22 protein-coding genes and 1 pseudogene are annotated in these 24,406 nt (G+C 65.7%); 10 read left to right on the top strand and 13 right to left on the bottom strand.

Annotation, left to right across the window (positions count from 1 at the left end):
- Positions 1 to 48: 48 nt before the first annotated feature.
- Positions 49 to 1,449, bottom strand: a complete 1,401-nt coding sequence (gene der, locus CS1BSM3_RS16070; RefSeq protein ID WP_072388580.1) for a ribosome biogenesis GTPase Der — start codon at positions 1,447 to 1,449, stop codon at positions 49 to 51.
- Between the two features lie 248 nt (positions 1,450 to 1,697).
- Between der and rplS the strand changes: the two genes are divergently transcribed.
- The 5 genes from rplS to rplQ all read left to right on the top strand — a co-directional run bounded on the left by rplS (position 1,698) and on the right by rplQ (position 5,142).
- Positions 1,698 to 2,357 carry a 50S ribosomal protein L19 gene (gene rplS, locus CS1BSM3_RS16065; RefSeq protein ID WP_072388578.1) on the top strand — a complete coding sequence of 220 codons (660 nt, stop codon included), beginning with the start codon at positions 1,698 to 1,700 and terminating at the stop codon, positions 2,355 to 2,357.
- 228 nt (positions 2,358 to 2,585) lie between these two features.
- Positions 2,586 to 2,966 (top strand): 30S ribosomal protein S13, encoded by a 381-nt coding sequence (gene rpsM, locus CS1BSM3_RS16060; protein ID WP_072388576.1) that lies wholly within the window; start codon positions 2,586 to 2,588, stop codon positions 2,964 to 2,966.
- 90 nt (positions 2,967 to 3,056) lie between these two features.
- Positions 3,057 to 3,452, top strand: a complete 396-nt coding sequence (gene rpsK, locus CS1BSM3_RS16055) for a 30S ribosomal protein S11 (protein ID WP_072388574.1) — start codon at positions 3,057 to 3,059, stop codon at positions 3,450 to 3,452.
- A gap of 140 nt (positions 3,453 to 3,592) precedes the next feature.
- Positions 3,593 to 4,609, top strand: a complete 1,017-nt coding sequence (locus CS1BSM3_RS16050; RefSeq protein ID WP_072393840.1) for a DNA-directed RNA polymerase subunit alpha — start codon at positions 3,593 to 3,595, stop codon at positions 4,607 to 4,609.
- A 101-nt stretch (positions 4,610 to 4,710) separates the two neighbouring features.
- Entirely contained in the window at positions 4,711 to 5,142 is a 432-nt protein-coding gene (gene rplQ / locus CS1BSM3_RS16045; RefSeq protein ID WP_072388572.1) for a 50S ribosomal protein L17, read from the top strand.
- 714 nt (positions 5,143 to 5,856) lie between these two features.
- Here rplQ and CS1BSM3_RS16040 read toward each other — a convergent pair.
- A complete protein-coding gene (locus CS1BSM3_RS16040; RefSeq protein WP_072388570.1) occupies positions 5,857 to 7,443 on the bottom strand; it encodes an alkaline phosphatase family protein in 1,587 nt (528 codons plus the stop codon).
- A gap of 92 nt (positions 7,444 to 7,535) precedes the next feature.
- On the opposite strand from CS1BSM3_RS16040, the gene trmD reads away from it, so the two are divergent.
- The 3 genes from trmD to CS1BSM3_RS16025 are packed head-to-tail and all read left to right on the top strand — an operon-like array spanning position 7,536 to position 9,553.
- Positions 7,536 to 8,285, top strand: coding sequence for a tRNA (guanosine(37)-N1)-methyltransferase TrmD (trmD, locus tag CS1BSM3_RS16035; protein WP_072388568.1), 750 nt, complete (start codon positions 7,536 to 7,538; stop codon positions 8,283 to 8,285).
- An 11-nt stretch (positions 8,286 to 8,296) separates the two neighbouring features.
- Positions 8,297 to 8,866 (top strand): NnrU family protein, encoded by a 570-nt coding sequence (locus CS1BSM3_RS16030; RefSeq protein WP_072388566.1) that lies wholly within the window; start codon positions 8,297 to 8,299, stop codon positions 8,864 to 8,866.
- 6 nt (positions 8,867 to 8,872) lie between these two features.
- Entirely contained in the window at positions 8,873 to 9,553 is a 681-nt protein-coding gene (locus tag CS1BSM3_RS16025; protein WP_072388564.1) for a DUF599 domain-containing protein, read from the top strand.
- A gap of 51 nt (positions 9,554 to 9,604) precedes the next feature.
- On the opposite strand, the gene CS1BSM3_RS16020 is transcribed toward CS1BSM3_RS16025, so the two are convergent.
- Positions 9,605 to 11,041: an NAD-dependent succinate-semialdehyde dehydrogenase gene (locus tag CS1BSM3_RS16020; protein WP_072388562.1), complete on the bottom strand. Its 1,437-nt coding sequence runs from the start codon at positions 11,039 to 11,041 to the stop codon at positions 9,605 to 9,607.
- A gap of 133 nt (positions 11,042 to 11,174) precedes the next feature.
- Positions 11,175 to 12,092 carry a sulfite exporter TauE/SafE family protein gene (locus CS1BSM3_RS16015; RefSeq protein ID WP_072388560.1) on the bottom strand — a complete coding sequence of 306 codons (918 nt, stop codon included), beginning with the start codon at positions 12,090 to 12,092 and terminating at the stop codon, positions 11,175 to 11,177.
- A gap of 239 nt (positions 12,093 to 12,331) precedes the next feature.
- On the opposite strand from CS1BSM3_RS16015, the gene CS1BSM3_RS16010 reads away from it, so the two are divergent.
- Positions 12,332 to 13,210 (top strand): HpcH/HpaI aldolase/citrate lyase family protein, encoded by an 879-nt coding sequence (locus tag CS1BSM3_RS16010; protein ID WP_072388558.1) that lies wholly within the window; start codon positions 12,332 to 12,334, stop codon positions 13,208 to 13,210.
- A 1-nt stretch (position 13,211) separates the two neighbouring features.
- Positions 13,212 to 14,190: pseudogene (gene dgcA / locus CS1BSM3_RS16005) on the top strand (N-acetyl-D-Glu racemase DgcA).
- Between the two features lie 337 nt (positions 14,191 to 14,527).
- Here the strand turns inward: dgcA and CS1BSM3_RS16000 are convergent.
- The 9 genes from CS1BSM3_RS16000 to lepA form a co-directional block, all read right to left on the bottom strand.
- Positions 14,528 to 14,941 (bottom strand): YybH family protein, encoded by a 414-nt coding sequence (locus tag CS1BSM3_RS16000; protein WP_072388556.1) that lies wholly within the window; start codon positions 14,939 to 14,941, stop codon positions 14,528 to 14,530.
- A 14-nt stretch (positions 14,942 to 14,955) separates the two neighbouring features.
- Positions 14,956 to 15,315: a DUF6285 domain-containing protein gene (locus tag CS1BSM3_RS15995; protein ID WP_072388554.1), complete on the bottom strand. Its 360-nt coding sequence runs from the start codon at positions 15,313 to 15,315 to the stop codon at positions 14,956 to 14,958.
- A complete protein-coding gene (locus tag CS1BSM3_RS15990; protein ID WP_072388552.1) occupies positions 15,312 to 16,373 on the bottom strand; it encodes a phosphotransferase family protein in 1,062 nt (353 codons plus the stop codon). Before CS1BSM3_RS15990 ends, CS1BSM3_RS15995 begins: the two co-directional genes overlap by 4 nt.
- A gap of 2 nt (positions 16,374 to 16,375) precedes the next feature.
- Entirely contained in the window at positions 16,376 to 17,146 is a 771-nt protein-coding gene (locus CS1BSM3_RS15985) for an SDR family NAD(P)-dependent oxidoreductase (protein ID WP_072388550.1), read from the bottom strand.
- A gap of 999 nt (positions 17,147 to 18,145) precedes the next feature.
- Entirely contained in the window at positions 18,146 to 19,228 is a 1,083-nt protein-coding gene (ugpC, locus tag CS1BSM3_RS15980) for a sn-glycerol-3-phosphate ABC transporter ATP-binding protein UgpC (protein WP_072388548.1), read from the bottom strand.
- Between the two features lie 4 nt (positions 19,229 to 19,232).
- Positions 19,233 to 20,087 carry a sn-glycerol-3-phosphate ABC transporter permease UgpE gene (gene ugpE, locus CS1BSM3_RS15975; protein WP_072388546.1) on the bottom strand — a complete coding sequence of 285 codons (855 nt, stop codon included), beginning with the start codon at positions 20,085 to 20,087 and terminating at the stop codon, positions 19,233 to 19,235.
- Entirely contained in the window at positions 20,087 to 20,968 is an 882-nt protein-coding gene (ugpA, locus tag CS1BSM3_RS15970; protein ID WP_072388544.1) for a sn-glycerol-3-phosphate ABC transporter permease UgpA, read from the bottom strand. Before ugpA ends, ugpE begins: the two co-directional genes overlap by 1 nt.
- Positions 20,969 to 21,076: 108 nt before the next feature.
- A complete protein-coding gene (ugpB, locus tag CS1BSM3_RS15965) occupies positions 21,077 to 22,396 on the bottom strand; it encodes a sn-glycerol-3-phosphate ABC transporter substrate-binding protein UgpB (protein WP_072388542.1) in 1,320 nt (439 codons plus the stop codon).
- A gap of 113 nt (positions 22,397 to 22,509) precedes the next feature.
- Entirely contained in the window at positions 22,510 to 24,312 is a 1,803-nt protein-coding gene (lepA, locus tag CS1BSM3_RS15960; RefSeq protein WP_072393837.1) for a translation elongation factor 4, read from the bottom strand.
- Between the last annotated feature and the right edge of the window lie 94 nt (positions 24,313 to 24,406).

Raw genomic sequence — 24,406 nt, 5'->3', positions numbered from 1 at the left:
AGAATAAATAGGGGGGTGGGCTCTCTACGCGGGCCTACTTGGGCGGGCCTACTTGTCGGCGTAGGGGTTCGCGCCCTTGCGCAGATTGATGCGGATGGGTGTGCCCGGCATGCCGAACGCCTCGCGCAGGCTGTTCGTCAGATAGCGCATGTAGGATTCCGGGATGCCCCCCGGCTGCGAGCAGAAGGCAATGAAGGTCGGCGGGCGGGCCGAGGGCTGCGTCATGTAGCGAATGCGGATGCGCCGGCCCTTGGACTGCGGCGGCGCGTGCCGCGCGAGGGCGACCTGAAGCCAGCGGTTGATCTCGGCCGTCGAGATGCGGCGCGACCATACGGCGTGCGCATCGAGAATGGCCTTCATGAGCTTGTCGATGTTGCGGCCCGAGGCAGCGGAGATCGTGACGACGGATACGCCTGCGGCTTCCGCGAATTTTTCGGCGACGGTTTCCTTGAGATCCTTGAGCGTCGCCTGCTTGTCCTCGACGAGATCCCACTTGTTGACCGCGATGACGAGCGCACGCCCCTCCTCGATGATCATGTTGCCGATGGTGAGATCCTGTTGCTCGAAGGGACGCTCGGCATCGATGAGCAGCACCACGACCTCGGCAAAGCGGATGGCGCGCACGGCATCGCTGGCGGCGAGCTTCTCGGCAAGCTCGTCGATGCGGGCCTTGCGGCGCAGGCCGGCGGTGTCGAAGAGTTTGATCGCGCGCCCCTGCCACGAGAGGTCGCTCGAAATGGAATCGCGCGTGAGACCCGGCTCGGGGCCGGTAATCATGCGCTCCTCACCGAGGATCGCGTTCACGAGCGTCGACTTGCCGGCATTGGGCCGCCCGACAATGGCAACGCGGACAGGCTTGCCGGGATCCTCCGCCTCGGTCTCGGCTTCCTCGGGTATCTCAGCTTCGGGCTCCGGCTCCTCACTGCGGCGGCGACGGCGCGCCTTGACGATCGGCTTGAGGCCGAGCGCGGCGAGCAGTTCGCTCTCCAGCTCCGCGAGGCCCTCGCCGTGTTCGGCGGAAATGGCGACCGGCTCACCGAGGCCAAGCGCGTAGGCCTCGTAAAAACCTTCCGTGCCGGCCTTGCCCTCGCACTTGTTCGCAACCAGCACGACCGGACGGCCTGAAGCGCGCACGATCCGCGCGAAAGCCTTGTCGGTCGGCGTCACCCCCGCGCGGGCATCGAACACGAAGGCGACGGCATCCGCGTCGCGGATGGCCAGCTCGGATTGAGAGCGCATCCGGTCGGCGATGGAGCCCTTGTCGGCCTCCTCGAGACCGGCCGTGTCCACGACCTCGAGTATGTGGCCGCCGATGTCCGCCTCGCCCTCGCGCCGGTCGCGCGTGAGGCCCGGCATGTCCGAAACCAGCGCCGTCCGCCGCCCGGTGAGGCGGTTGAACAGCGTCGACTTGCCGACGTTCGGCCGGCCGACGATGGCGATGGTGGGCATTTTACTGATCCTCAGGCGATCCCGGCCTTGCCGGGAGGGCGTTAGCGGCCCGAGTTAGGGCCTCGCGGGCCCGAGCGCAAGGCGAACCCCGATTTTCAGTTCAATCGGGGCATCGACAACGTCAAATGTTTGCTGTATGACGCGCACCAATCTTTCCCCACAAAGTGGGTTGCATGAGCCGTGAGCATCCGGCGATCGGATGGCTTCTAGCTGCTCCTCTGCTGTGGCTGCCAGAACGGAAAACAACAATGAACATCATCGCAGAGCTCGAGAAAGAGCAGATTCGCGCCATTTCCGCCCAGCGCGCGGTGCCGGACTTCCAGGCCGGCGACACCGTCAAGATCATGGTGAAGGTCATCGAGGGCACGACCCAGCGCCTCCAGGCCTACGAGGGCGTGGTCATCGCCCGCTCGGGCCAGGGCCTGAACGAGAACTTCACGGTTCGCAAGATTTCCTACGGTGAGGGCGTCGAGCGCGTCTTCCCGATCTATTCGCCGTTCATTGCCGAGATCACGGTCCTGCGCCGTGGCCGCGTGCGGCGCGCCAAGCTCTATTACCTGCGTGGCCTGCGCGGCCGTGCGGCCCGCATCATCGAGCGCACCGATGCCCGCGCCAGGAAGCTGAACGCGGCCTGGAAGGGCTTCAAGAAGCAGAAGGGCGCCGCCGACGATCTCACGAAGATCAACGGCATCACGGCCGAGCTCGCCGCCCGCCTCGCCCAGCTCAATCTGATCAAGTACGACCAGCTCGCCAATCTCTCCGACGAGGACAGCGCCAACATCGACGAGGCGCTGAAGCTCGACGGCGTGATCGAGAAGCAGGACTGGGTCGGCCAGGCCCGGGCGCTGATCACCGAGGCGACCGCCGACGAGGTCGCCGCCGAGGGTGAAGGCGAAGCCAAGTCCTGAACCCGGTTCCCGGTCGCCCCTATGGTCATGGTTACGATGTCGCGATTGACGCTTTGCGGGGGTTGGGCTAGAATAGCCCACTTTCGCGACGCTGAAGCCGGTTCGGCCCCTGCCTTTTGGCGGGCCGCGTCGGCATTTCGCGGTTTCGGCACACATCCGGCCAAAGCATCCACTCGGCAGGCTAAGAGCTTGACCGAACACGAAATTCGAGAAGTCTAGGAGAAGCACGTGGCCCGTATCGCAGGCGTCAACATTCCGACCCAGAAGCGCGTCGTGATCGCGCTCCAGTACATCCATGGCATCGGTCCGAAGTTCGCCCATGACATCTGCGAGCGGGTCGGCCTTCCGGCGGAGCGCCGCGTCAGCGAACTGACGGACGCCGAGGTGCTCCAGATCCGTGAAGCCATCGACCGCGACTACATGGTCGAGGGTGACCTGCGCCGCGAAGTCGCAATGAACATCAAGCGCCTGATGGACCTCGGCTGCTACCGCGGCCTGCGCCACCGTCGTGGCCTGCCGGTCCATGGCCAGCGCACGCATACCAACGCCCGCACCCGCAAGGGCCCGGCGAAGGCGATCGCCGGCAAGAAGCAGGCGACCAAGAAGTAATCAGCGGCACGATACGGGGCCGCGCGCTGCGGCCCGAGCACCACCACACACGCCCGCGCCACGCGGCGGGGCATCGGAGAGCAGAGCTACATGGCCAAAGAGCAGCAGCGGGGTAAGGTCCGGCGCCGCGAAAAGAAGAACATCGCGTCCGGCGTCGCGCACGTGAACGCGAGCTTCAACAACACCATGATCACCATCACCGACGCGCAGGGCAACACCATTGCCTGGTCCTCGTCGGGCATGATGGGCTTCAAGGGCTCGCGCAAGTCGACGCCCTACGCGGCGCAGATGGCCGCCGAGGACGCCGGCAAGAAGGCCGTCGAGCACGGCATGAAGCACCTCGACGTCGAGGTTTCGGGTCCGGGCTCCGGCCGTGAATCGGCGCTCCGCGCGCTGCAGGCGGTGGGCTTCCAGATCACGTCGATCCGCGATGTGACGCCGATCCCGCACAACGGCTGCCGGCCCCGCAAGCGCCGCCGCGTCTAAGAAGACGCGATTAAACGAGGCTCTCCGCGGCGTCCGGCGCGTTCAAAACGCAGGCCGGACGTTGGCGTGAGGAGCTCTGAAGACATTCACCGCACCGCGCACGAGGCGCGGCCAGACACGAGGATCGTCCCGTGACCAACGTGTTGCAGAAGAACTGGCAGGATCTCATCAAGCCCGGCAAGCTCGGCATCGAGACTGGCCGCGACAGCTCCCGCATGGCGACCATCGTCGCCGAGCCGCTCGAGCGCGGCTTCGGCATGACGCTCGGCAATTCGCTGCGCCGCGTGCTGCTCTCGTCGCTCCAGGGCGCCGCAATCACGACCGTGCACATCGACGGCGTGCTCCACGAGTTCTCGTCGATCCCGGGCGTCCGCGAGGACGTGACGGACATCGTCATGAACATCAAGGAGATCGCGCTGCGCGTCCATTCCGAGGGCGTGAAGCGCATGGTCCTCAAGAAGGAAGGCCCGGGCCCCGCCACCGCCGGCGATATCGAGGCCTCCTCGGACGTCGAGATCCTCAACCCGGATCATGTGATCTGCACGCTCGACCAGGGCGCGTCGATCCGCATGGAATTCACCGCCTCGACGGGCAAGGGCTATGTCCCCGCCGAGCGCAATCGCCCCGAGGACGCGCCGATCGGCCTCATCCCGGTCGACAGCCTCTACTCGCCGGTCAAGAAGGTCTCCTACCGCGTCGAGAACACGCGCGAAGGCCAGATCCTCGACTATGACAAGCTCACCATGGCCGTCGAGACGGACGGCTCGGTGAAGGCCGAGGACGCCGTGGCGCTCGCCGCCCGCATCCTGCAGGACCAGCTCACGGTCTTCATCAACTTCGAGGAGCCGCGCAAGGCCGTCGAAGAGCGCGCGCACCCCGAGCTGTCGTTCAATGCGGCGCTGCTCAAGAAGGTCGACGAGCTCGAGCTGTCGGTCCGCTCGGCAAACTGCCTGAAGAACGACAACATCGTCTACATCGGCGACCTCATCCAGAAGACGGAAGCCGAGATGCTGCGCACGCCGAACTTCGGCAGGAAGTCGCTCAACGAGATCAAGGAAGTGCTGGCCGCGATGGGCCTCCACCTCGGCATGGAAGTGCCGAACTGGCCGCCGGACAACATCGAAGACCTCGCCAAGCGTTTCGAGGACCAGTACTGAGAATTCCGAGACGCAGCGGACAGCCGTTCGCTGCGTCGCTCGGCAAGACCAAGGGAGAGGCCAAAGAACCTCCCCGTCAACAACTGTAAGGAGAAGTCCACATGCGACACGGAAAGTCAGGGCGCCGCTTCAGCCGCGACAGCGGCCACCGCCAGGCGATGTTCTCGAACATGGCCGCCGCCCTCATCAAGCACGAGCAGATCGTCACCACGCTGCCCAAGGCCAAGGACCTGAAGCGCGTCGTCGACAAGTACATCACCCTCGCCAAGAAGGGTGACCTCAACTCGCGCCGCCTCGCCGCTGCCCGGCTCCGCGACGACGACATGGTCAAGAAGCTCTTCGACGTCCTGGCCCCGCGCTACAAGGACCGCCATGGCGGCTACACGCGCGTGCTCAAGGCCGGCTTCCGCTATGGCGACAGCGCGCCGCGCGCCGTCATCGAGCTCGTCGATCGCGACGAGAGCGTGAAGGGTCGCGAGGACCGTGAGCGCCACGCCGCCGAGCTGGCCGCGCAGGAGAGCACGCCGGGCTGAGGCTTCGGCGCAAACCGGATTTCGAAAGGCGCGGCAGCTTCGGCTCCGCGCCTTTTGTTTTTTGCCGCGGGCTGCTGGGAAGAGGTACTTCGCAACCTCGCCGTGGTGCGTCGCGCCAAAGGCGCGCCAAGAAAGTGCTCCGCGGCGGCAGGAGCGACAGCGCAGCGCATGACGCCGCGGGGGGGCTCGCGCCTACGGCGCGACGGGGACCAGTCCCCGAACCCCTGCCGGGAGGGCCACCCTCCCGGACCCACCCGCCTTTGTTTGAGTGCCGCGAGCTGCTGGGAAGAGGTGCTTCGCAATCTCGCCGTGGTGCGTCGCGCCAAAGGCGCGCCAAGAAAGTGCTCCGCAGCGGCAAGAGCGACGGCGATCGTACGAGGCGCCCCCCACTTCCCCCTCTCCCCATTGTCTTCAATGGGGAGAGGGTCGGGGTGAGGGGCGGCGACACTTGCCGACGTCAGCGTATGCCGCCGCCCCTCACCCTAACCCTCTCCCCGCAAGAGCGGGGAGAGGGGATGCTGGTGCGTCCGCGGCTTGCTCCAAGTCCATAAAAAAACGGGGGTGCGGGGGTGTCGGTCGTGTTGAAGACACGCGCCGCCGGCGCGATGCGGGGTTGAAGGGGCGGCAGCCCCTCTCGCGCTGAAAGCGCGAATGCGATGTCGCTTGCCTCCAAAGCCAAGAAGTCAGCCACACTGAAAGCGCGACGGCCGCGTCTCACCACTCGCCGAAGCGATAGCCACGCTTCTTGGCGCCACCCGTGAGCTGCTCGATGAGGCTGTCGCTCATGGTGACGCGCGTGCGCCGAGCAATGAGCCAGCTCAAGAGACGCGAGCGCATTCGCTCGCGCACGGCCTCGTGCTCTGCTGAAAGGCCGAGATCGTTCTGCTCCGCCGGATCATTCTCGAGATCGAAGAGCTGGGGCGGGAAGCGCTCGAAGTGGATGTACTTCCAGCCCGCCCCGCGCACCATGAAACCACGCGCCTCGTTGACGGTGAGGCCGAGTGTGCGGCGCGCGTGACGCAGCGAGAAATCACTGTCGCAGAATGCGGCCTCGCGCCAGCTCTCGACGGATGTCGTCTCCAGCAGCGGCACGAGCGAGCGTCCTTCGAGGCGATGCGGCTCGGGTACGCCGCCGGCCCATTCCAGAAATGTCGGCGCGAGGTCGATGGCCTCGACGAGATCGGAGCTGGCGCGACCGCGCGTGGCGTCGGCGCTCGATCGCGGATCGAAGACGATCAGCGGAATGCGCACGACCTCCTCGTGGAAGAGATCCTTCTCGCCGAGCCAGTGGTCGCCGAGATAGTCGCCGTGGTCGCTGGTGACGATGATGATGGTGTTGTCGATCTCGCCGGTGGCTTCGAGATGCGCGACGATGCGGCCGACATGATGATCGAACTGGCTGATGAGGCCCATGTACGTCGGGATCACAGTCTCGCGGACCTCGTCGCGCGCGAAGTTCAGGCTCTCCTCATGATCCATGAAGGCGGCAACGACCGGATGCGGGGCGGAGCGCTCGTGCGCGGAGCGGTTGGCCGGGAGCATATGCTCGGGCCCGTACATGTCGTGATAGGGCGCGGGCGCGATGTAGGGCCAGTGCGGCTTGATGTAGGAAAGATGCAGGCACCAGGGCGCGCCATCACGGGCCTGGCGCATGAACTCGAGCCCGCGCTCGGTCATGTAGGCGGTCTCGGAGTGCTCCTCCTTCACGCGAGCGGGCCGGCGCGCATTGCGCATGGACCAGCCGGACTGCACGACACCGTTCTCGTCGACGACGGAGTTGGCCCAGGCGTGCCAGGGGTTCTCGCCCGCATAGCCGAGCTGGCGCAGCCACGTGTTGTAGGCTGGATCAGGGCCGGTCAGGCGGCCGTCCACCTCGGGATGGAGGCCGTCGTCGCGCTCGAAGGCCTCGAAGCCGCACTGCCAGTAGGGAATGCCGGGGCTCGATCCCGGGCTGATACCGAGGCGCGCGAGGGCCTCGAGATCCGGCTTGAAGTGCGTCTTGCCGACGAGCACGGTGCGATAGCCGAGCGGGCGCAAGTAGTCGCCGATGGTCTTTTCGTCGATCCGCAGGGGAAAGTTGTTATAGCTGGCGCCATGGCTGAAGTTGTAGCGCCCGGTGTAGAAGCTCATGCGCGAGCCGCCGCAGACGGGCGACTGAACGAACGTGCGCATGAAATTCACGCCGCGGCGCGCGAGGGCATCGATGTTGGGCGTCTTGATGTGCGGATGGCCCGTGCAGCCGAGATAATCCCAGCGCAGTTGGTCGGCCATGATGAAGAGGATATTGGGTTGGGCGCGCATGGGCAGATTCCGGTCATGGACGCAGGCTGGCGCCAATGCTACCGGACGCACGGACAGGTGGCGAGGTCCGGGCCGAACCTCGGGATCGAGACATGAGCGCTGAAACAACGCCCGAGCCGGAAGAGACGCGCCCGCCCTGGCACGCGCGCGTGCTCACGATCTTCCCGGACATGTTTCCAGGATCGCTCGGGGTGTCGCTGGTCGGGACGGCGCTCGAGAATGGCCTCTGGGAGCTCGACTGTGTCGATATTCGCGACTTCGGGCTGACGAAGCACCGCACGGTGGACGACACGCCGGCCGGTGGCGGTGCCGGCATGGTCATGCGCGCCGACGTGCTCGCCGCGGCGATCGACCATGCCCGCGAGGATATGCCGGATGTACCGCTCATCTATCTGAGCCCGCGCGGGCAGCCACTGACCCAGGCGCGCGTGCGCGAGCTGAGCGCAGGCCCGGGCGCGATCCTGCTCGCGGGGCGATTCGAGGGCGTCGATCAGCGCGTGATCGAGGCGCGCGGGCTCGAGGAAATCTCGATCGGCGACTATGTGCTCTCGGGCGGCGAGCTTGCCGCCATGGTGCTGATCGATGCCTGCGTGCGCCTGCTGCCGGGCGTGCTCGGGGCCGAAGCCTCGCTCAGCGAGGAGAGTTTCGAGAGCGGTCTGCTCGAATATCCCCAGTACACGCGCCCGCGCGACTGGGAAGGGCGAGCGATTCCCGACATCCTGCTTTCCGGCGATCACAAGCGGATTGCGGCGTGGCGGCGCGCCGAGGCCGAACGCCTTACGCGCGAGCGCCGGCCTGATCTGATCGCGTCACATCCGAAGGATACGAAGGGTAAGACGTAGGAGATACGCACATGATCCTGCTCATCCTCGGCCTCATCATCTTCATCGGCATCCATCTCGTGCCGACGCAGGTTGCAACGCGCGCCGGCGCCGTCGCCAGCCTGGGCGAGAATGCCTACAAGGGCCTGTTCTCCCTGGTCTCGCTCCTCGGTTTCGTCCTGATCATCTACGGCTTCGGCGAGGCGCGCTATGCAGCGAGCGGCAATCCCATGCTCTGGGATCCACCGCGCTGGATGCGGCACGTGACCATGACGCTCATGCTGCCGGTGTTCGTGCTGCTCGCCGCTGCGTATCTGCCGGGGCGCATCAGTGCAGCGGTGAAACATCCCATGCTGCTGTCGGTGAAGCTCTGGGCCTTCGCGCACCTGCTCGTCTCGGCACGACTCGCGAACTTCGTCCTGTTCGGCGCGCTGCTGGCCTGGGCCGTGTTCGACCGCATTTCCGTCAAGCAGCGTGCGCTCCCGATCAAGAGCGGCCCCGTGCGCAATGACATCATCGCGCTCGTCATCGGCCTCCTCGCCTATGCCTTCATGCTGCTACAGGGGCATACGCTGCTCATCGGCGTCCCGCTGATCGGTTGAGGTTTCATGCCGCCACTCGACCTCATTGCCTTTGCCGTCTTCGTCGTGCTCATCGGCGGCTATCACGTCATCACAGGCTACCGTCCGCTCGTGGACCGCAGCATTGTCGGCGCCGTGCAGGCCCAGCGCGTGGTCTGGATGCGCAACATGGCTGCGCGCGACGTCAGGATCGTCGATGCGCAGCTTCTGGCGTCGCTCTCGCAGGGCAATGCATTTTTTGCCTCGACGTCCGCCATCGGCATCGGTGGTCTGGCGGCGATGATCGGATCGGGCGATCAGGTGCAGAAGCTGTTCGAGCGCTTGCCCTATGCCGCGCAGTCCTCGCCGGTCGTGTGGGAGCTCAAGCTGATCCTGCTGATCTCGATCTTCATCTATGCGTTTTTCAAGTTCGCCTGGGCCTTCCGGCTGGCGCATTACACCGCGATCATGATCGGTGCGACGCCGATCGCCAACGGGTCCAACCACGCGGACTGCGAGGAGCACGCGCTCCGGACCGCGCGCCTGATCGGCATTGCGGGCGAGCATTCCAACAGCGGGCTTCGCGCCTTCTACTGCGCGATCGCCGCGCTCGCGTGGTTCTACCACCCCATTGCCTTCATGATCGCGACCGCGTGGGTGCTCTCGATCCTCGTCCGGCGGGATTTTTTCTCGCGCTCGCGGCGCCTGTTGTTCGGCCAGAAAACATGACGGGGCCGGGCTGAGCCCGACCCCGTCGATCATCGCGATGAGAGAAGGCGATCAGCCGAGCTGGCTGACGATCTTCTGCACCATATAAACCTGCAGGCCCTCGGCGCCGCCCTCGTGGCCATACCCTGAGTCCTTGACGCCGCCGAATGGCATCTCGGGCAGCGCGAGACCCTGGTGGTTGATCGTGATCATGCCCGCGTCGATGTTGTCGGCGAGCTTGGTCGCGGTCTTGGCATTGTGCGTGAAGGCATAGCTCGCGAGGCCGAAGGGCAGGCTGTTCGCCTCCTTGAGCATCTCGTCCGTGTCCTTGAAGCGGATCATGACCGCGACCGGACCGAACGGCTCCTCGGAGAGAATGCGCGCGTTCTTCGGCACGTCGGTCACGACCGTCGGCTCGAAGAAGTTGCCCTGATTGCCGATGCGGTTACCGCCGGCCTGTACCTTGCCGCCCTTCTCGCGCACGTCGGCGATGATGGACTCCATCGCGTTGACACGGCGCGGATTGGCGAGCGCGCCCATCTTGCTGTCGGGCTCGAGGCCGTCACCGACCTTGATGCCCTTGGCGAGATCGATGAACTTGCCGACGAACTTGTCGTAGGCCTTCTCGTGCACGAAGAAGCGCGTGGGCGAGATGCAGACCTGACCGGCATTGCGGTACTTGAGGCCCGAGGTCAGCGAGGCGACGGCATCGGTGTCGACATCGTCGAAGATCATCACCGGCGCATGACCGCCGAGCTCCATGGTCGCGCGCTTCATGTGCAGACCGGCCATCGAGGCGAGCTGCTTGCCGACCGGCACCGAGCCGGTGAACGAGATCTTGCGCACGCTCGGATGCGGGATGAGGTATTCGGAGATCTCCGCCGGCACGCCGTACACGAGGTTGATCACGCCCGCCGGAACGCCGGCATCATGGAAAGCGCGCACGAGACCGATCGGCGAGCCGGGCGTCTCCTCGGGGCACTTCAGGATGATCGAGCAGCCGGCCGCAAGCGCCGCCGCGATCTTGCGCACGGCCTGCGTGACCGGGAAGTTCCACGGGGCGAAACCGGCGGTGACACCGATCGGCTCCTGGATGATCAGATTGCGCACGCCGTCGGCGCGGGCGGGGATGATGCGGCCATAGGCGCGGCGGCCTTCCTCAGCGAACCAGTCGATGACGTCGGCGCCCGAGAGCACCTCCATCTTGGCCTCGGCGAGAACCTTGCCCTGCTCCATGGTGAGGACGCGGGCGATGTCGTCGGCGCGCTCGCGCACGAGGTTCGCCGCCTTGCGCATGATGCCCGAGCGCTCGAAGGCCGAGACCTTGCGCCACGTCGCGAAACCCTTCTCGGCGGCCTTGATCGCCTTGTCGAGATCGGCGCGCCCAGCATAGCCGAGCGTCGCGAGGGCTGTGTTCTTGGCCGGATTCATAACCTCTTGCGACTTGCCCGAGGTCGGCTGCACCCACTGTCCGTCGATGTAGTGATTGAGGGTCTCGTAAGCGGTCATAGCGGCTCCTTCAGGGCAACGCGAAATGTACGGCCTGACATATCGGGCCGTGGGCGTCCTGCGCAAGGGATTTCGGGCTCCGGCACCGCGGGGAGCACAGATCAGCCTTGAGCAGCCTGCACGGATCGGCCCATTACGGACGATCGTCGAGCTCGTAGAGCTCGTCGGGCACGATGACGAGACTGAAGGCCAACCGGATGGCCACGAGCAGCACGAGAAGAGCGAGCAGCGCCCTGAGCTGTTCGGCCTTGAGCCGCTGGGCAGCGCGCACGCCGTATTGCGCACCGAACACGCCCGCAATCATCAAAGGCGCTGCAAGCAGGAGGTCGACCGAGAAGTTCGTCGTCGCCTGCAGCAGCGTCGCGAAAGCCGTGACGAAGACGACCTGGAACTGCGATGTGCCGATCACCACGCGCGTCGGCACGCGCAGAAGATAGATCAGCGCCGGCACGAGCATGAAGCCGCCGCCGACGCCCATGATGGCGGTCAGCCAGCCGACCATCGCACCGATGATCACGGGCGGGATCGCGCTCATGTAGAGCTTGGCCGTCTGAAAGCGCATCTTGAGCGGCAGGCGCTGCACCCAGATGTGCTGGCCGCCGCGGCGGCTCGTCGTCTTCATCGGACCTGGAGCCCGGCGCAAGGCGCGCACGCTCTCGACCAGCATCAGCCCGCCCACGGTTCCGAGCAGGATGACGTAGGACATGGCAATGAAGAAATCGAGCTGTCCGGCAGCCTTCAGCAGACGCTGGATGGCAACACCGGTCGTCGCGCCTATGACGCCGCCGGCAATGAGCAGCAGGCCCATCCTGAGATCGACATTGCCGCGCTGCCAGTTCGCGATCGCGCCCGAGACCGACGAGGCGACAACCTGACTCGCGCCCGTGCCGACCGCGATCGCCGGCGGCACGCCGAGAAAGATCAGGATCGGCGTCGTGATGAAGCCGCCACCGATGCCGAACATGCCCGACAGGAAGCCGACCACGAGCCCCAGCGCGATGAGGACGCGCAGATCGATGGCAAGCTCCGCGATGGGGAGATAGACGCTCATTCGCGCAGGACCTTCGAATGGGAGCTCTGCCGAGGAAGGCTGCTGCATACGCCTAGCCCAGCGCGCCCTCACTGTGGTGCAGCGTCGCGCCCTGCGGCAGATGGAATCGCAGTGCGCTCGAAATCCAGTCAACCAATACCAGCGCGCTCGATGTTGCGCCACCAACGACCGTTGCGCGCATGGATAACGCGGGCGATAAGACAGAAGATCCATGCCATCGTGACGTAGTGGAGACCATCATGACCGTGCGTCCGCGACGCAGCGTCCTCTATATGCCGGGGGCCAACGCCCGCGCCCTGGAAAAGGCCAAGACCTTGCCGGCCGATGCGCTCATCCTCGACCTCGAGGATGCCGTGGCGCCGGATGCCAAGGCGCAGGCACGCGCGCAGGTCACGGACGCGGTGAAGGCCGGCGGCTATGGCCCGCGCGAGCTCGTGATCCGCGTCAACGGCCTCGATACGCCGTGGGGCGGCGACGATCTCAAGGCGGCGGTCGCGGCGGGGCCGGATGCGATCCTCATTCCGAAGGCGGCGAGCGGCGACGACATCGCGCGCGCCTCGGCGGCCATGCGCCAGGCCGGCGCGGGCGAGCAAATGCAGCTCTGGGCCATGATCGAGACGCCGATCGCCATTCTCAAAGCGGGCGAGATCGCGGCGGCCGCGCGCCACGCAGGCTCGCGTCTCGCCGTGCTGGTGCTCGGGCTCAACGATCTCGTCAAGGAGACGGGCGCGGTGCTCGATGGCGAGCGCACAGCCGCGCTCTACTGGCTCTCGGCCGCGCTCACGGCGGCGCGCGCGTACGGCCTGACCATCCTCGACGGGGTCTACAACAACTTCCGCGACATGGATGGCTACGACAAGGAGTGCCGGCAGGGGCGGATGCTCGGCTTCGACGGCAAGACGCTCATCCATCCCGACCAGATCGCGCTCGCCAACGAGGTGTTCTCGCCACCCGCTGCCGAGGTCGAGTTCGCGCGCAAGATCATCGCGGCTTTCGATCAGCCGGAGAACAAGGGCAAGGGCGTGATCAATCTCGAGGGCCGCATGGTCGAGCTGCTGCACGCCGAGATCGCGCGGAAGACGGTCGCGATCGCCGACGCGATAGCAGCGCGGAGCTGAAATGGCTGGTGCCGCGCTCACAGCAAAGGTCGAGCGCTGGCCCGTCGCCGGTGCTTTCACCATCTCGCGCGGCGCGCGCACGGAAGCGGTCGTCGTCGTTGTCGAGGCGGCGGCAGATGGCATCATCGGGCGCGGCGAGTGCGTGCCCTATGCGCGCTATGGCGAGACCGTTGAGGGCGTCGTCGCGGCAATCGAAGGTGTCCGCGCGATCGCATCGCGCGAGGACCTCGCGCGTGTGCCGGCTCCCGGTGCTGCGCGCAATGCCATCGACTGCGCCCTCTGGGATCTCGAAGCCAAGCGCGCGGGGCGCCCCGCCTGGGAACTCGCAGGCCTCGCGCCGCTGAAGCCAGTGCCCACCTGCTACACGCTGAGCCTCGATGCGCCCGACGCCATGGCGGCGCACGCGAGAGAGGCACACGCGCATCCCCTGCTCAAGATCAAGCTCGGTGGAGGCACAGCCGACGCAGAGCGCATGCGCGCCATCCGTGCTGCGCGTCCCGAGGCACGGCTCGTCGCCGATGCGAATGAAGCCTGGCATCCCGACGAGTTGCAGCACCTGCTCGCCGTAGCGGCAGAAGCGCAGTTCGAGCTGATCGAGCAGCCGCTACCGGCCGGCGATGGCCAGCGCACTCGCTGGCCTGAAACGCGAAGTGCCGATCTGCGCCGATGAGTCCGCGCACACGGCCGATGGCCTCGCCGCACTCCGCGACCGCTACGATGCCGTCAACATCAAGCTCGACAAGACCGGCGGCCTCACCGGCGCGCTCGCCATGGCGGCCGAAGCCCAACGCCTCGGCTTCAAGACCATGGTCGGATGCATGCTCGCTACATCGCTCGCGATGGCGCCGGCGACGCTCGTCGCGCAGTCCGCCGACTGGGTGGATCTCGATGGCCCGCTGCTGCTCGCACGTGATCGGCCGCACGGGCTCAAGTATGTCGATGGATGCGTCTCGCCGCCGACAGCCGCGTTGTGGGGATAGCCGTCGCGTCTTCGACGCGAGCGAGGCTCACCTCGCGCTCCACCGGGGAGACCCCGGACCCCCTCCTTTTTATGACTTGGCATTTGCGGCACGCTCCACATGTCCCCTCTCCCCGCGTTTGCGGGGAGAGGGTTAGGGTGAGGGGCAGCGGCTTATGCCGACGTCGCGCAAGCTCCCGCCCCTCATCCTATCCTTCTCCCCGTAAAGGACGGGGAGAAGGGACCTGTCGCGACAGCTGCTGGCGCCAAGTCAAAAAAAGGAGGGGGTCCGGGGTCTCCCCGGGCGGGGTTGAAGGGGCGGCAGCCCCTCTCGCGCTGAAAGCGCGAACAATGCCGCACTAGCGCCCTGACGGCTGGAAGACGTCGCCGTGGCGGTAGAAGATCTTCCACGCACCATCTTCGAAGCGATACCCCTGCGTCACGCGGAGCGAGCGCTCGAAGGATCGGCCATCGAGCGTGCGGATGGTGTGCTCGAGATCGGCGGTCAGCGCCATGGTGCCGCTGATGGAAGTCACAAGATTTTCGAGACGCGTGATGCGCGCGCTCACCTGACCCGTGACCCACCGAAGGCGCGAGCCGATCTCTTCCCACCCGCGCTCCATGCCGCCGAGCGCGCCGAAGATCATCACATCCGGCTTCGGCGACCAGAGCGAAATGAACGGCTCGGCATTGCCTGCTCCCTGAGCAATAAGAGCCTTTTCAAATTCTACGCGGAAGGCCGCGAAGGCTGACTTCAACTCTGCGTCCGTCATGACTGCCTCCCGTTTCAACCGCCGATGCCGCGCGATGCGAGAAAGCGCGGGTTCCTGACGCGCAGCTCGGCAATGAGGAGCGTGCGCAGGGCCTCTGCGATGTCCGCCGCTTTGCCTTTTGGCAGCGTGTCGGCGCGGATGTCGCGCGCGAGCTGTGCGGTCGAACCTTCGCCTTCCTCGTAGAGGCTGTCGAGCAGCGACCACTCGGCGGCTTCGACTTCCTCGGCGAGTGCGCGACGCGCGATCTCCAGCGCATTGGCGATCATGGCGCCGGCATAGCGCTGCTCGGGGGCGAGCGCGGGCAGCACTTCGGCACGGAGCATCTCGGTCGCGAGATCGAGGAGGGCATCGGCATCAATGCGGCGTGCGGTCATGGGATCGGCCTCCCGGCTTCGAGAGCGGCAATGGCTTCGAGCGCGTCGAACTCCATCTCGGCGGGCATGAGACCGGTGAGGGCGAGTTCGAGCGAGCGCTCGCCGCCAGTGAGAAAGCGCTGGCCTTGGAGCAGCGCGATCACGGCCCAGCGCGCGGCGCCGAGGATCTCCCAGAAGGCGAGCTCGCTTTCGGTAATCGGCGCATCGGACGCGGCGTTGTAGCCTTCGAGCAGATCGGCGCGCGTCGCGATGCCGCCGGCCGCGAGCGCGTCATTGCCGAAGCGCCAGCAGCGCGCGCAGAACCAGCCGAGGTCCTCGCGCGGATCACCCCAGTGGCAGAATTCCCAATCGAGGATGCCCGTGAGCTGGCCGTTCTCGATGAGATAGTTGCCGGTGCGGAAATCGCCGTGCACGAGCGAGGTCGGACGCGGCGCGGGCTTATGCGAGAGCAGCCAGGCCAGCACGTATTCGAGCGCGGGGCGCGGCTCGCTCGCCTTGTCGAGGGCGCGGCGCATCTCGGCGACGGCGGCGCCGACAGCGTCGGGCTCGGGGAGCGGCAGGAAGGCGAGCGCATCGTTCGGCGGACGGATCGCGTGAATGCGCGCGAGCTGATTGCCGATCTCGCGTGCGAGCGCGGGGCCGAACCCGGCGAGATCCGGATCGCGGATGATGCGACGCGCCTGTGCGGTGCCCGAGAGCAGACGCTGCACCGTGAATGGCGCGCCGATCACGCTCTTGTCGGCGCATTCGGCGATCGGCTCGGCGACGAGCACGCTGGCTGCGTGCGCGGCCTTGATGCAGGCGAATTCGCGCGGACGATCGAGGCTCATGGGAAGGCGCGCGACCGCATCCGTCCTGAGCACAAGGGCATGCGTGCCGGCGCGCGGGCCGCCGTCGATCGCCGCATGAATGCGCCAGTTTTCCTGCACGGCACCGCCGGAGAGGAGATCGGCGCGCGTGATCTCGACGCGTGAAGCCTCGACCGCGCTCGCAAGCCAACGCTGCAGCGGATCGAGGTTGGCCGGATCGAGTGTGCGTGGGCGGGAGCTCGCGGCCATGGTCATTCGGTCGGCAGGAGGTGGCCGCCGTCAACGGTCAGCACGCTCCCCGTCATGAAGGAACCCGCCTCCGACGCGAGCAGCAGCAGTGGGCCATCGAGCTCGCCGAGATTGCCGAGGCGGCGCATGGGCACGTGCGCGATCATGCGCTTCCCTGGCTCGGTCTCCCAGAACTCGTCATTGAGCTCGGTCGCGATGTAGCCCGGCGCGATGGCGTTGACGCGAATGCGGTCGCGCGCCAGCTCCAGCGCCATGTTGCGCGTGAGCGCGATGACGGCGGCCTTCGACGCGGAGTAGGCCGAGAGCGTCTTGATGGCGCCGAGACCGACGATCGAAGAAATGTTGATGATCGAACCGCCCTTCCCGGCGGCGACCATGCGGCGCGCGGCCTCCTGCCCGACGTGGAATACGCCGTCGAGGTTCACGTCCATGATCTTGCGCCACTGCTCTTCGCGCATGCGCGTGAACCACGCCGGATCGGTGATGCCCGCGTTGTTGACGCAGATCGAGAGAGGCCCGAGCGCGGCCTCGCCTTCCGCGAAGGCGCGTTCGACATCATTGCGGTCGGTGACATCCATCGCGACAGCGTGCGCCGTGCCGCCGGCCGCTTCGATCCGTGCCTTGAGCGCTTCGAGGCGGTCCGTGCGCCGTGCCGCGACGACGACCTTGGCGCCGGCTGCGGCCAGCACGGTCGCGAAGTGCTCGCCGAGGCCCGAGGAAGCGCCCGTGACGAGCGCCGTGCGGCCGGCGAGCGAGAGGAGGTTCGATGACATGCAATCTCCGGGGGTGTCCCTGATGGTTCGCGGCCAATTCACCACTTCCCGCGATGAGATGCAATTTCGAGTGCCGCGGGCTGCCGGGAAGAGGTGCTCCGCAACCGTACCGTGGTGCGTCGCGCCAGAGGCGCGCCAAGAAAGTGCTCCGCGGCGGCCAGAGCGAGAGGGCATAGATTGTGGCCGCGGGCTGCTATTCCTTGGGACGGCCTAACGGCCGGCGCGCAGTCGCGCGCTCAAGAAGTGGCGCTGCGAACTCGGCATTTGTCCCCGCACTTGTAGGCAGCCGTATCTTCTAGGTCGCGCGCGGCACCAAGGGGGCCCTCCGGAGGCGTCCGAAGTCGCGCCGCGCGCGCCGCTCCCGGAGCATCGCCTCCGGCCTGCTGCCTCCGCACGTAACGCTCGTGCGCGAGCTGGACCCGACCGGCCATGGCAGGTGGAGAAAGCGAGCGGCAGAACGGGGCGGCAGGCGCCGCTTCCTCTTTCCATCGGACTGGCGTCGCCGCCCCGTCCCCTCGGTGATTTTACGCCCGGCGCGGAAGCGCGGCCGGGTTATAGGGTGTTCGATCGCGCTTTCAGCGCGAGCGGGGCCTCGGCCCCGCACCCCGACCGGGGGACACCCCCGGAACCCCCGCCTTTTTATTTTTGTACCGCGGGCTGCCGGGAAGAGGTGCTATCGCCTCCAGCCGTGATGCTATGCCCGCGGCGGTCAGGGCGACAGCGCAGTGTATGACGCGCCCCACTTCCCCCTCTCCCCATTGTCTTCAATGGGGAGAGGGCCGGGGTGAGGGGCGACAACATTTGCGACGTCGGCGTTTGCCGCTGCCCCTCACCCTAACCCTCTCCCCGTAAGAACGGGGAGAGGGGATGCTGGTGCGTTCGCGGCTCGCTCCAGTCCATAAAAAGAAGGGGGTTCGGGGTCTCCCCGATTGGGGCCAGGGGCGAAAGCCCCGTCGCGTCGAAGACGCGACAACACAGCGGACCTAACCGAGGCGCGAACTAGCCGCGGCGCAGCGTGCGGCCGGTGGTGGTGTCGAAGACGTGCACGCGGTGCTCGGGCACATGCAGAGCGATCGTGCCATTGCCGAGATCGTGCATCGAGGACGGCACCGACAGAACGAGCGGCGCACTGCCGGCAAGACCGTGCACCAGACGATTGGGGCCCAGCTCCTCGACGAACTCGGGCTTCATGGCAAAGCCGTTGCTCTCGCCCGACGCGGCGACAGTCATGTCCTCGGGGCGGATGCCGACCTCGACGGACGTGCCATCCGCCACCTCGAACTGGTCGGGATCGAAGTCGAGCGTGCCCGAGCCCGGGATCTCGACCTTGCCGCGACCGATGACACGGCCAGGCACAAGGTTCATGGCCGGCGAGCCGATGAAGGTCGCGACGAAGCGCGTTGCCGGCCTGTTGTAGACGTCGGTCGGCTTGCCGACCTGCTCGATGCGGCCGTGGTTCATGACGACGACGACGTCGGCGAGCGTCATGGCCTCGACCTGATCGTGCGTGACGAAGATCGAGGTGGCCTTGAGGCGATTGTGCAGGCGGCGGATCTCGATGCGCATCTGGACGCGCAGCTTGGCGTCGAGGTTCGAGAGCGGCTCGTCGAAGAGGAAGGCCTGCGGCTCGCGCACGATGGCGCGGCCCATGGCGACGCGCTGGCGCTGGCCGCCGGAGAGCGCACGCGGACGGCGGTCGAGGAAGTCCTCGATGGCGAGCATCCTGGCGGCCTCGCGCACGCGGCGCTCGATCTCGGGCTTGGGCGTGCGGCGGTTGCGCAGGCCATAGGCCATGTTGTCGTACACGCTCATGTGCGGATAGAGCGCGTAATTCTGGAAGACCATGGCGATGTCGCGCTCGGCCGGCTCGACCTCGTTCACGACGCGATCGCCGATCTTGCAGGTGCCGCCGGTGATGGTCTCGAGGCCGGCGATCATGCGCAGCAGCGTGGACTTGCCGCAGCCCGAGGGCCCGAGGAGGACGGTGAAGGAGCCGTTCGGCACGTCGAGCGAGATGCCTTTCACGGCCTCCACGCCGCCGGCGTAGACCTTCCTGACGTTTTCGAGAATGACCGAAGCCATGCGGCTACTTCTCCGTCTCCACCAGTCCCTTGATGAACCAGCGCTGCATGAGGAGGACAACCGCCACGGGCGGCAGCATTGCGAGGATGACAGCCGCCATGACCATCGGCCATTGCGGATCGGTGTCGGCGACGTTGATCATGCGCTGGATGCCCATGACGACCGTCAGGTACTGGCGGTCCGTCGTCATGAGCAGCGGCCAGAGGTACTGGTTCCAGCCGAACGTGAACATGATCACGAAGAGCGCAGCGAGATTCGTGCGCGAGAGCGGAAGGAGGATGTCCTTCATGAATTTGACGGGCCCGGCGCCGTCGATGCGCGCGGCTTCGGCAAGCTCGTCCGGCACGGTGAGGAAGAACTGGCGGAAGAGGAAGGTCGCGGTCGCGGAGGCGATGAGCGGGATGGTGAGGCCGGCATAGGAGTTCAGCATGCCGAGATCGGCGACGACCTTGAAGGTCGGCACGATGCGCACTTCCACCGGCAGCATCAGGGTCATGAAGATGATCCAGAAGACAACCATGCGGAAGGGAAAGCGGAAGTAGACGATCGCGAACGCGGCGATGAAGGAGACGAAGATTTTTCCGAGCGCGATGATCATGGCCATGATGAAGCTGTTCGTCATCATGCGCCACATGGGCACGCCGCCCGCCGTGGGGTTGATCAGGCCTTCGAAGAGGAGCCTGCGGTAATTCTCGAAGAACTGCGTGCCGGGCCAGAGCGGGATCGGCGCGGTCATGATGTCCTTGGCGTGGTGCGTCGACGCCACGAACGTGACCCAGATGGGAAAGGCGACGACGACGATGCCGAGGATCAGCACCACGTGCGCGAGAAGGGTTGCGAGAGAGCGGCGTTCGACCATCAGTAGGCCACCCTGCGCTCGATGTAGCGGAACTGGACGACCGTGAGCGCGATCACGATGATCATCAGGATCACCGACTGCGCCGCCGAGCTGCCGAGGTCGAGGCCGATGAAGCCGTCGTTGAAGACCTTGTAGACGAGGATCTCGGTCGCCTTGGCGGGCCCGCCGCTGGTGGTGGCGTGGACGATGCCGAACGTATCGAAGAAGGCATAGACGATGTTGACGACGAGCAGGAAGAACGTCGTTGGCGAGAGCAGCGGGAAGACGATCGTCCAGAAGCGCTTGGTCGGTCCCGCGCCGTCGATGGCGGCGGCCTCGATGAGCGAGCGCGGAATGGCCTGGAGGCCGGCGAGGAAGAAGACGAAGTTGTAGCTGATCTGCTTCCAGACGGCGGCGATGGTGATCAACGCGAAGGCATCCCGGCCGCGGATCTGGTGGTTCCAGTCATAGCCGAGGCTGTGCAGCATGTACGCGACAATGCCAATGCGCGGGTTGAACATGAAGACCCAGAGCGCACCGGCGACGGCGGGGGCCACGGCATAGGGCCAGATCAGCATGGTCTTGTAGCCGGTGGCGCCCTTGATGACGCGGTCGGCCATGACAGCCATGAGCAGCGCGAGGCCCATGGCGAAGCCGGCGACGAGCAGGCTGAAGACTGCCGTGCGGCTGAAGGATTCGAGATAGTCGCGGTTGCGGAAGAGAGCGGTGAAATTGTCGAACCAGACGAACTGGCTCTTGAGCCCGAAAGGATCCTCGAGCAGCACCGACTGATAGAGGGCCTGGCTCGCCGGCCAGACGAAGAAGACGAACGTGATGACGAGCTGCGGCATGACGAGCGCAAGCGGCAACCACGGGGATCGGAAGACCGCGCGCTTCTCCATGTCAGTGCAGTTCCGCCGGCGGGAGCTCCGGCCGGAGGCGGCCGTCGCAGATGAGGTTGGATATAGAGAGAGGGCGGATGCCTTGCGGCACCCGCCCTCGTAACCGACTTACTTGTTGGCAGCTTCGAAGCGGCGGAGCAGCTCGTTGCCACGCGTCACGGCGGCGTCGAGAGCTTCCTTGGCCGACTTCTTGCCCGACCACACGCCCTCCAGCTCCTCGTCGATGATGTCGCGGATCTGGACGTAGTTGCCGAAGCGCAGGCCCTTCGAGTTCGACGTCGGCGGGTTGAGCGTCATCTGCTTGATCGAGACGTCGGTGCCGGGATTCTTGGTGTAGTAGCCCTGCGTCTTGCTCAGCTCATACGAGGCCGTGGTGATCGGGAGGTAGCCCGTCTCCTGGTGCCACTTGGCCTGGACCTCGGGCTGCGAGAGGTAGTTGAAGAACTGCCCGACGCCCTTGTAGGTCTCTTTCGGATGACCGGAGAGCACCCAGAGCGTGGCGCCGCCGATGATCGAGTTCTGCGGGGCGCCCTTCACGTCCGGCCAGTACGGCAGCATGCCGACGCCGAACTCGAAGTCCTTCGCATTGGCGCGCACGCCAGCCTGCGAGGCCGACGAGTTCATGTACATCGCGCATTCCTGCGTATAGAACTTCGGCGCGCTGTCCGCGCGGCGGCCGCCGTAGTCGAAGACCTTCGACTTCTGCCACTCGCCCATGGCCGAGATCATCTTCACATGAAGCGGTGAATTGATCTGGAACTCGGTATCGAGGCCGTCGAAGCCGTTCGACTTCGTCGCGATCGGCACATTGTGAAGTGCCGAGAAGTTCTCGATGAGAACCCACGAAGGCCAACCGATGGTGAAGCCGCACTTCACGCCCGAAGCCTGCAGCTTCTTCGAGGCGGCTTCGATCTCCGGCCAGGTCTTCGGCGGGCTCTCAGGATCGAGACCGGCCTTTTTGAAGAGGGTCTTGTTGTAGAACATGACCGGCGTCGAGCTGTTGAACGGCATCGACAGCATGTTGCCGGCGCTGTCGCTGTAGTAGCCGGTCACGCTCGGAAGATAATTCTTGGGATCGAACGGGAGGTTCTGATCCTTCATGAGCTGGTAGACGGGATAGACGGCGCCCTTGGCCGCCATCAGTGTCGCCGTGCCGACCTCGAAGACCTGCACGATATGAGGATGCTGCTTGGCGCGGAAGGCCGCGATCGCACCCGTCATCGTCTCCGTGTAGTTCCCCTTATAGATGGGGACGATCTTGTATTCCTTCTGGGTGGCATTGAAGCCGGCCGCGATCGCATCGACCTTCTGGCCGAGCTCGCCGCCCATGGCGTGCCACCACTGAATTTCCTGCTGAGCAAATGCCGGGGCAGCAAAAAACGTACCGGCCACCACGCCCGCAAGAGCGTGTTTCACACGTCGCAACATAGTTGGACCTCCCATCGGTCACCGCTTGGATGCGGTTGCTCTACGGGAAGTTTATGACAGCCTAACGAAAACATCCAGCACAACTATTTGGCGATGGAGCGGCTTGAAGGGGCTCAGTTTTCCTCCATCTTGAGGGCCGCGATAAACGCCTCCTGGGGGATCTCCACGGAGCCGAACTCGCGCATTTTCTTTTTGCCCTTTTTCTGCTTCTCGAGGAGCTTTCGCTTACGCGTGATGTCACCGCCATAGCACTTGGCGAGCACGTCCTTTCGGAGCGCCCGGATGGTCTCGCGCGCGATCACCTTGGCGCCGATCGCGGCCTGGATCGGGATCTGGAAAAGATGCGGCGGGATCAGCTCCTTGAGCTTCTCGCACATGGTGCGGCCGCGCTGCTCGGCGCGGCTCTTGTGGACGATGATCGAGAGCGCGTCGACAGGCTCCGCATTGACCAGAATCGAGAGCTTGACGAGGTCCCCTTCCTCGTAGCCGACGATGTGGTAGTCGAACGAGGCATAGCCGCGCGAGACGGACTTCAGCCGGTCGTAGAAATCGAACACCACCTCGTTCAGCGGCAGCTCGTAGACGAGCATGGCGCGCGTGCCGACGTAAGTGAGGTTTTTCTGGCGGCCGCGGCGGTCCTGGCAGAGCTTGAGCACGGCGCCGAGATACTCGTCCGGCACCAGGATCGTCGCCTCGATCCAGGGCTCCTCGATGTGGTCGATGCGCACGGGGTCCGGCATGTCGGCCGGATTGTGCATCTCGATCGTCGAGCCGTCGTTCATGTGCAGGTGGTAGATGACGGACGGGGCGGTCGTGATGAGGTCGAGATTGAACTCGCGCTCGAGGCGCTCGGTGATGATCTCGAGGTGCAGAAGGCCGAGAAAGCCGCAGCGGAAGCCGAAGCCCAGCGCCGCCGAGCTCTCCGTCTCATAGGAAAAGCTCGCGTCATTGAGCCGAAGCTTGCCCATGGCCTCGCGCAGGTCCTCGAAGTCCGCAGCATCGACCGGAAAGAGGCCGCAGAAGACCACGGGCTGCGCCGGCTTGAAGCCGGGGAGCGGCTCGGCCGTCGGATTCTTCTCATCGGTGACGGTATCGCCGACGCGCGTATCAGCGACCTGCTTGATGGCGGCCGTGAAAAAGCCGACCTCGCCGGTCGCAAGCTCGGGCAGCATCTCCTGCTTGGGGCGGAAGATGCCGACGCGGTCGATCTGATAGCTGGTGTCGGTCGCCATGAGCTTGACGCGCTGGCCTTTTTTCAAGGCCCCGTCGATCACGCGCACGAGCACGATTACACCGAGATAGGCGTCGTACCAGCTATCGACCAGCAGGGCCTTGAGCGGCTTTTTGCTGTCCCCCTTGGGCGGCGGCAGGCGCGTGACGATGGCTTCGAGCACGTCAGCGACGCCGACACCCGTCTTCGCCGAAATGGGAACGGCCTCCGAGGCATCGATGCCGATCACGTCCTCGATCTGCTGCTTGACGCGGTCCGGGTCGGCGGCGGGCAGGTCGATCTTGTTCAGGACCGGGACGATCTCGAGATTGTGGTCGATCGCCTGATAGACGTTGGCGAGCGTCTGCGCCTCGACACCCTGGGAGGCATCGACGACGAGCAGCGCCCCCTCGCAGGCCGCGAGCGAGCGCGAGACCTCGTAGGCGAAGTCCACATGGCCCGGCGTGTCCATCAGGTTGAGCTGATAGGTCTTGCCGTCCTTGGCCTTGTAGTCGAGGCGCACGGTCTGGGCCTTGATGGTGATGCCGCGCTCGCGCTCGATCTCCATGGAATCGAGAATCTGGTCCTGCATCTCGCGGTCGGAGACGTTGCCGCAGAGCTGGATCAGCCGGTCGGCCAGGGTCGATTTCCCATGGTCGATGTGGGCGATGATGGAGAAGTTGCGGATCAAATCGATGTCGGTCATGGCGCGCTTGATAGCATCGCCCCCCGCACCGCAAAAGGCCCGGATGCCGATTTCGGCACGGTTACCAAGACTGCCGTCCAATTGCCGCACCGTG

This window comes from Hyphomicrobium sp. CS1BSMeth3, from assembly GCF_900117415.1.
Lineage (GTDB): Bacteria > Pseudomonadota > Alphaproteobacteria > Rhizobiales > Hyphomicrobiaceae.
The sequence above is the reverse complement of the archived record's forward strand: the minus strand, read 5'-3'. Positions and strand labels throughout refer to the sequence as shown.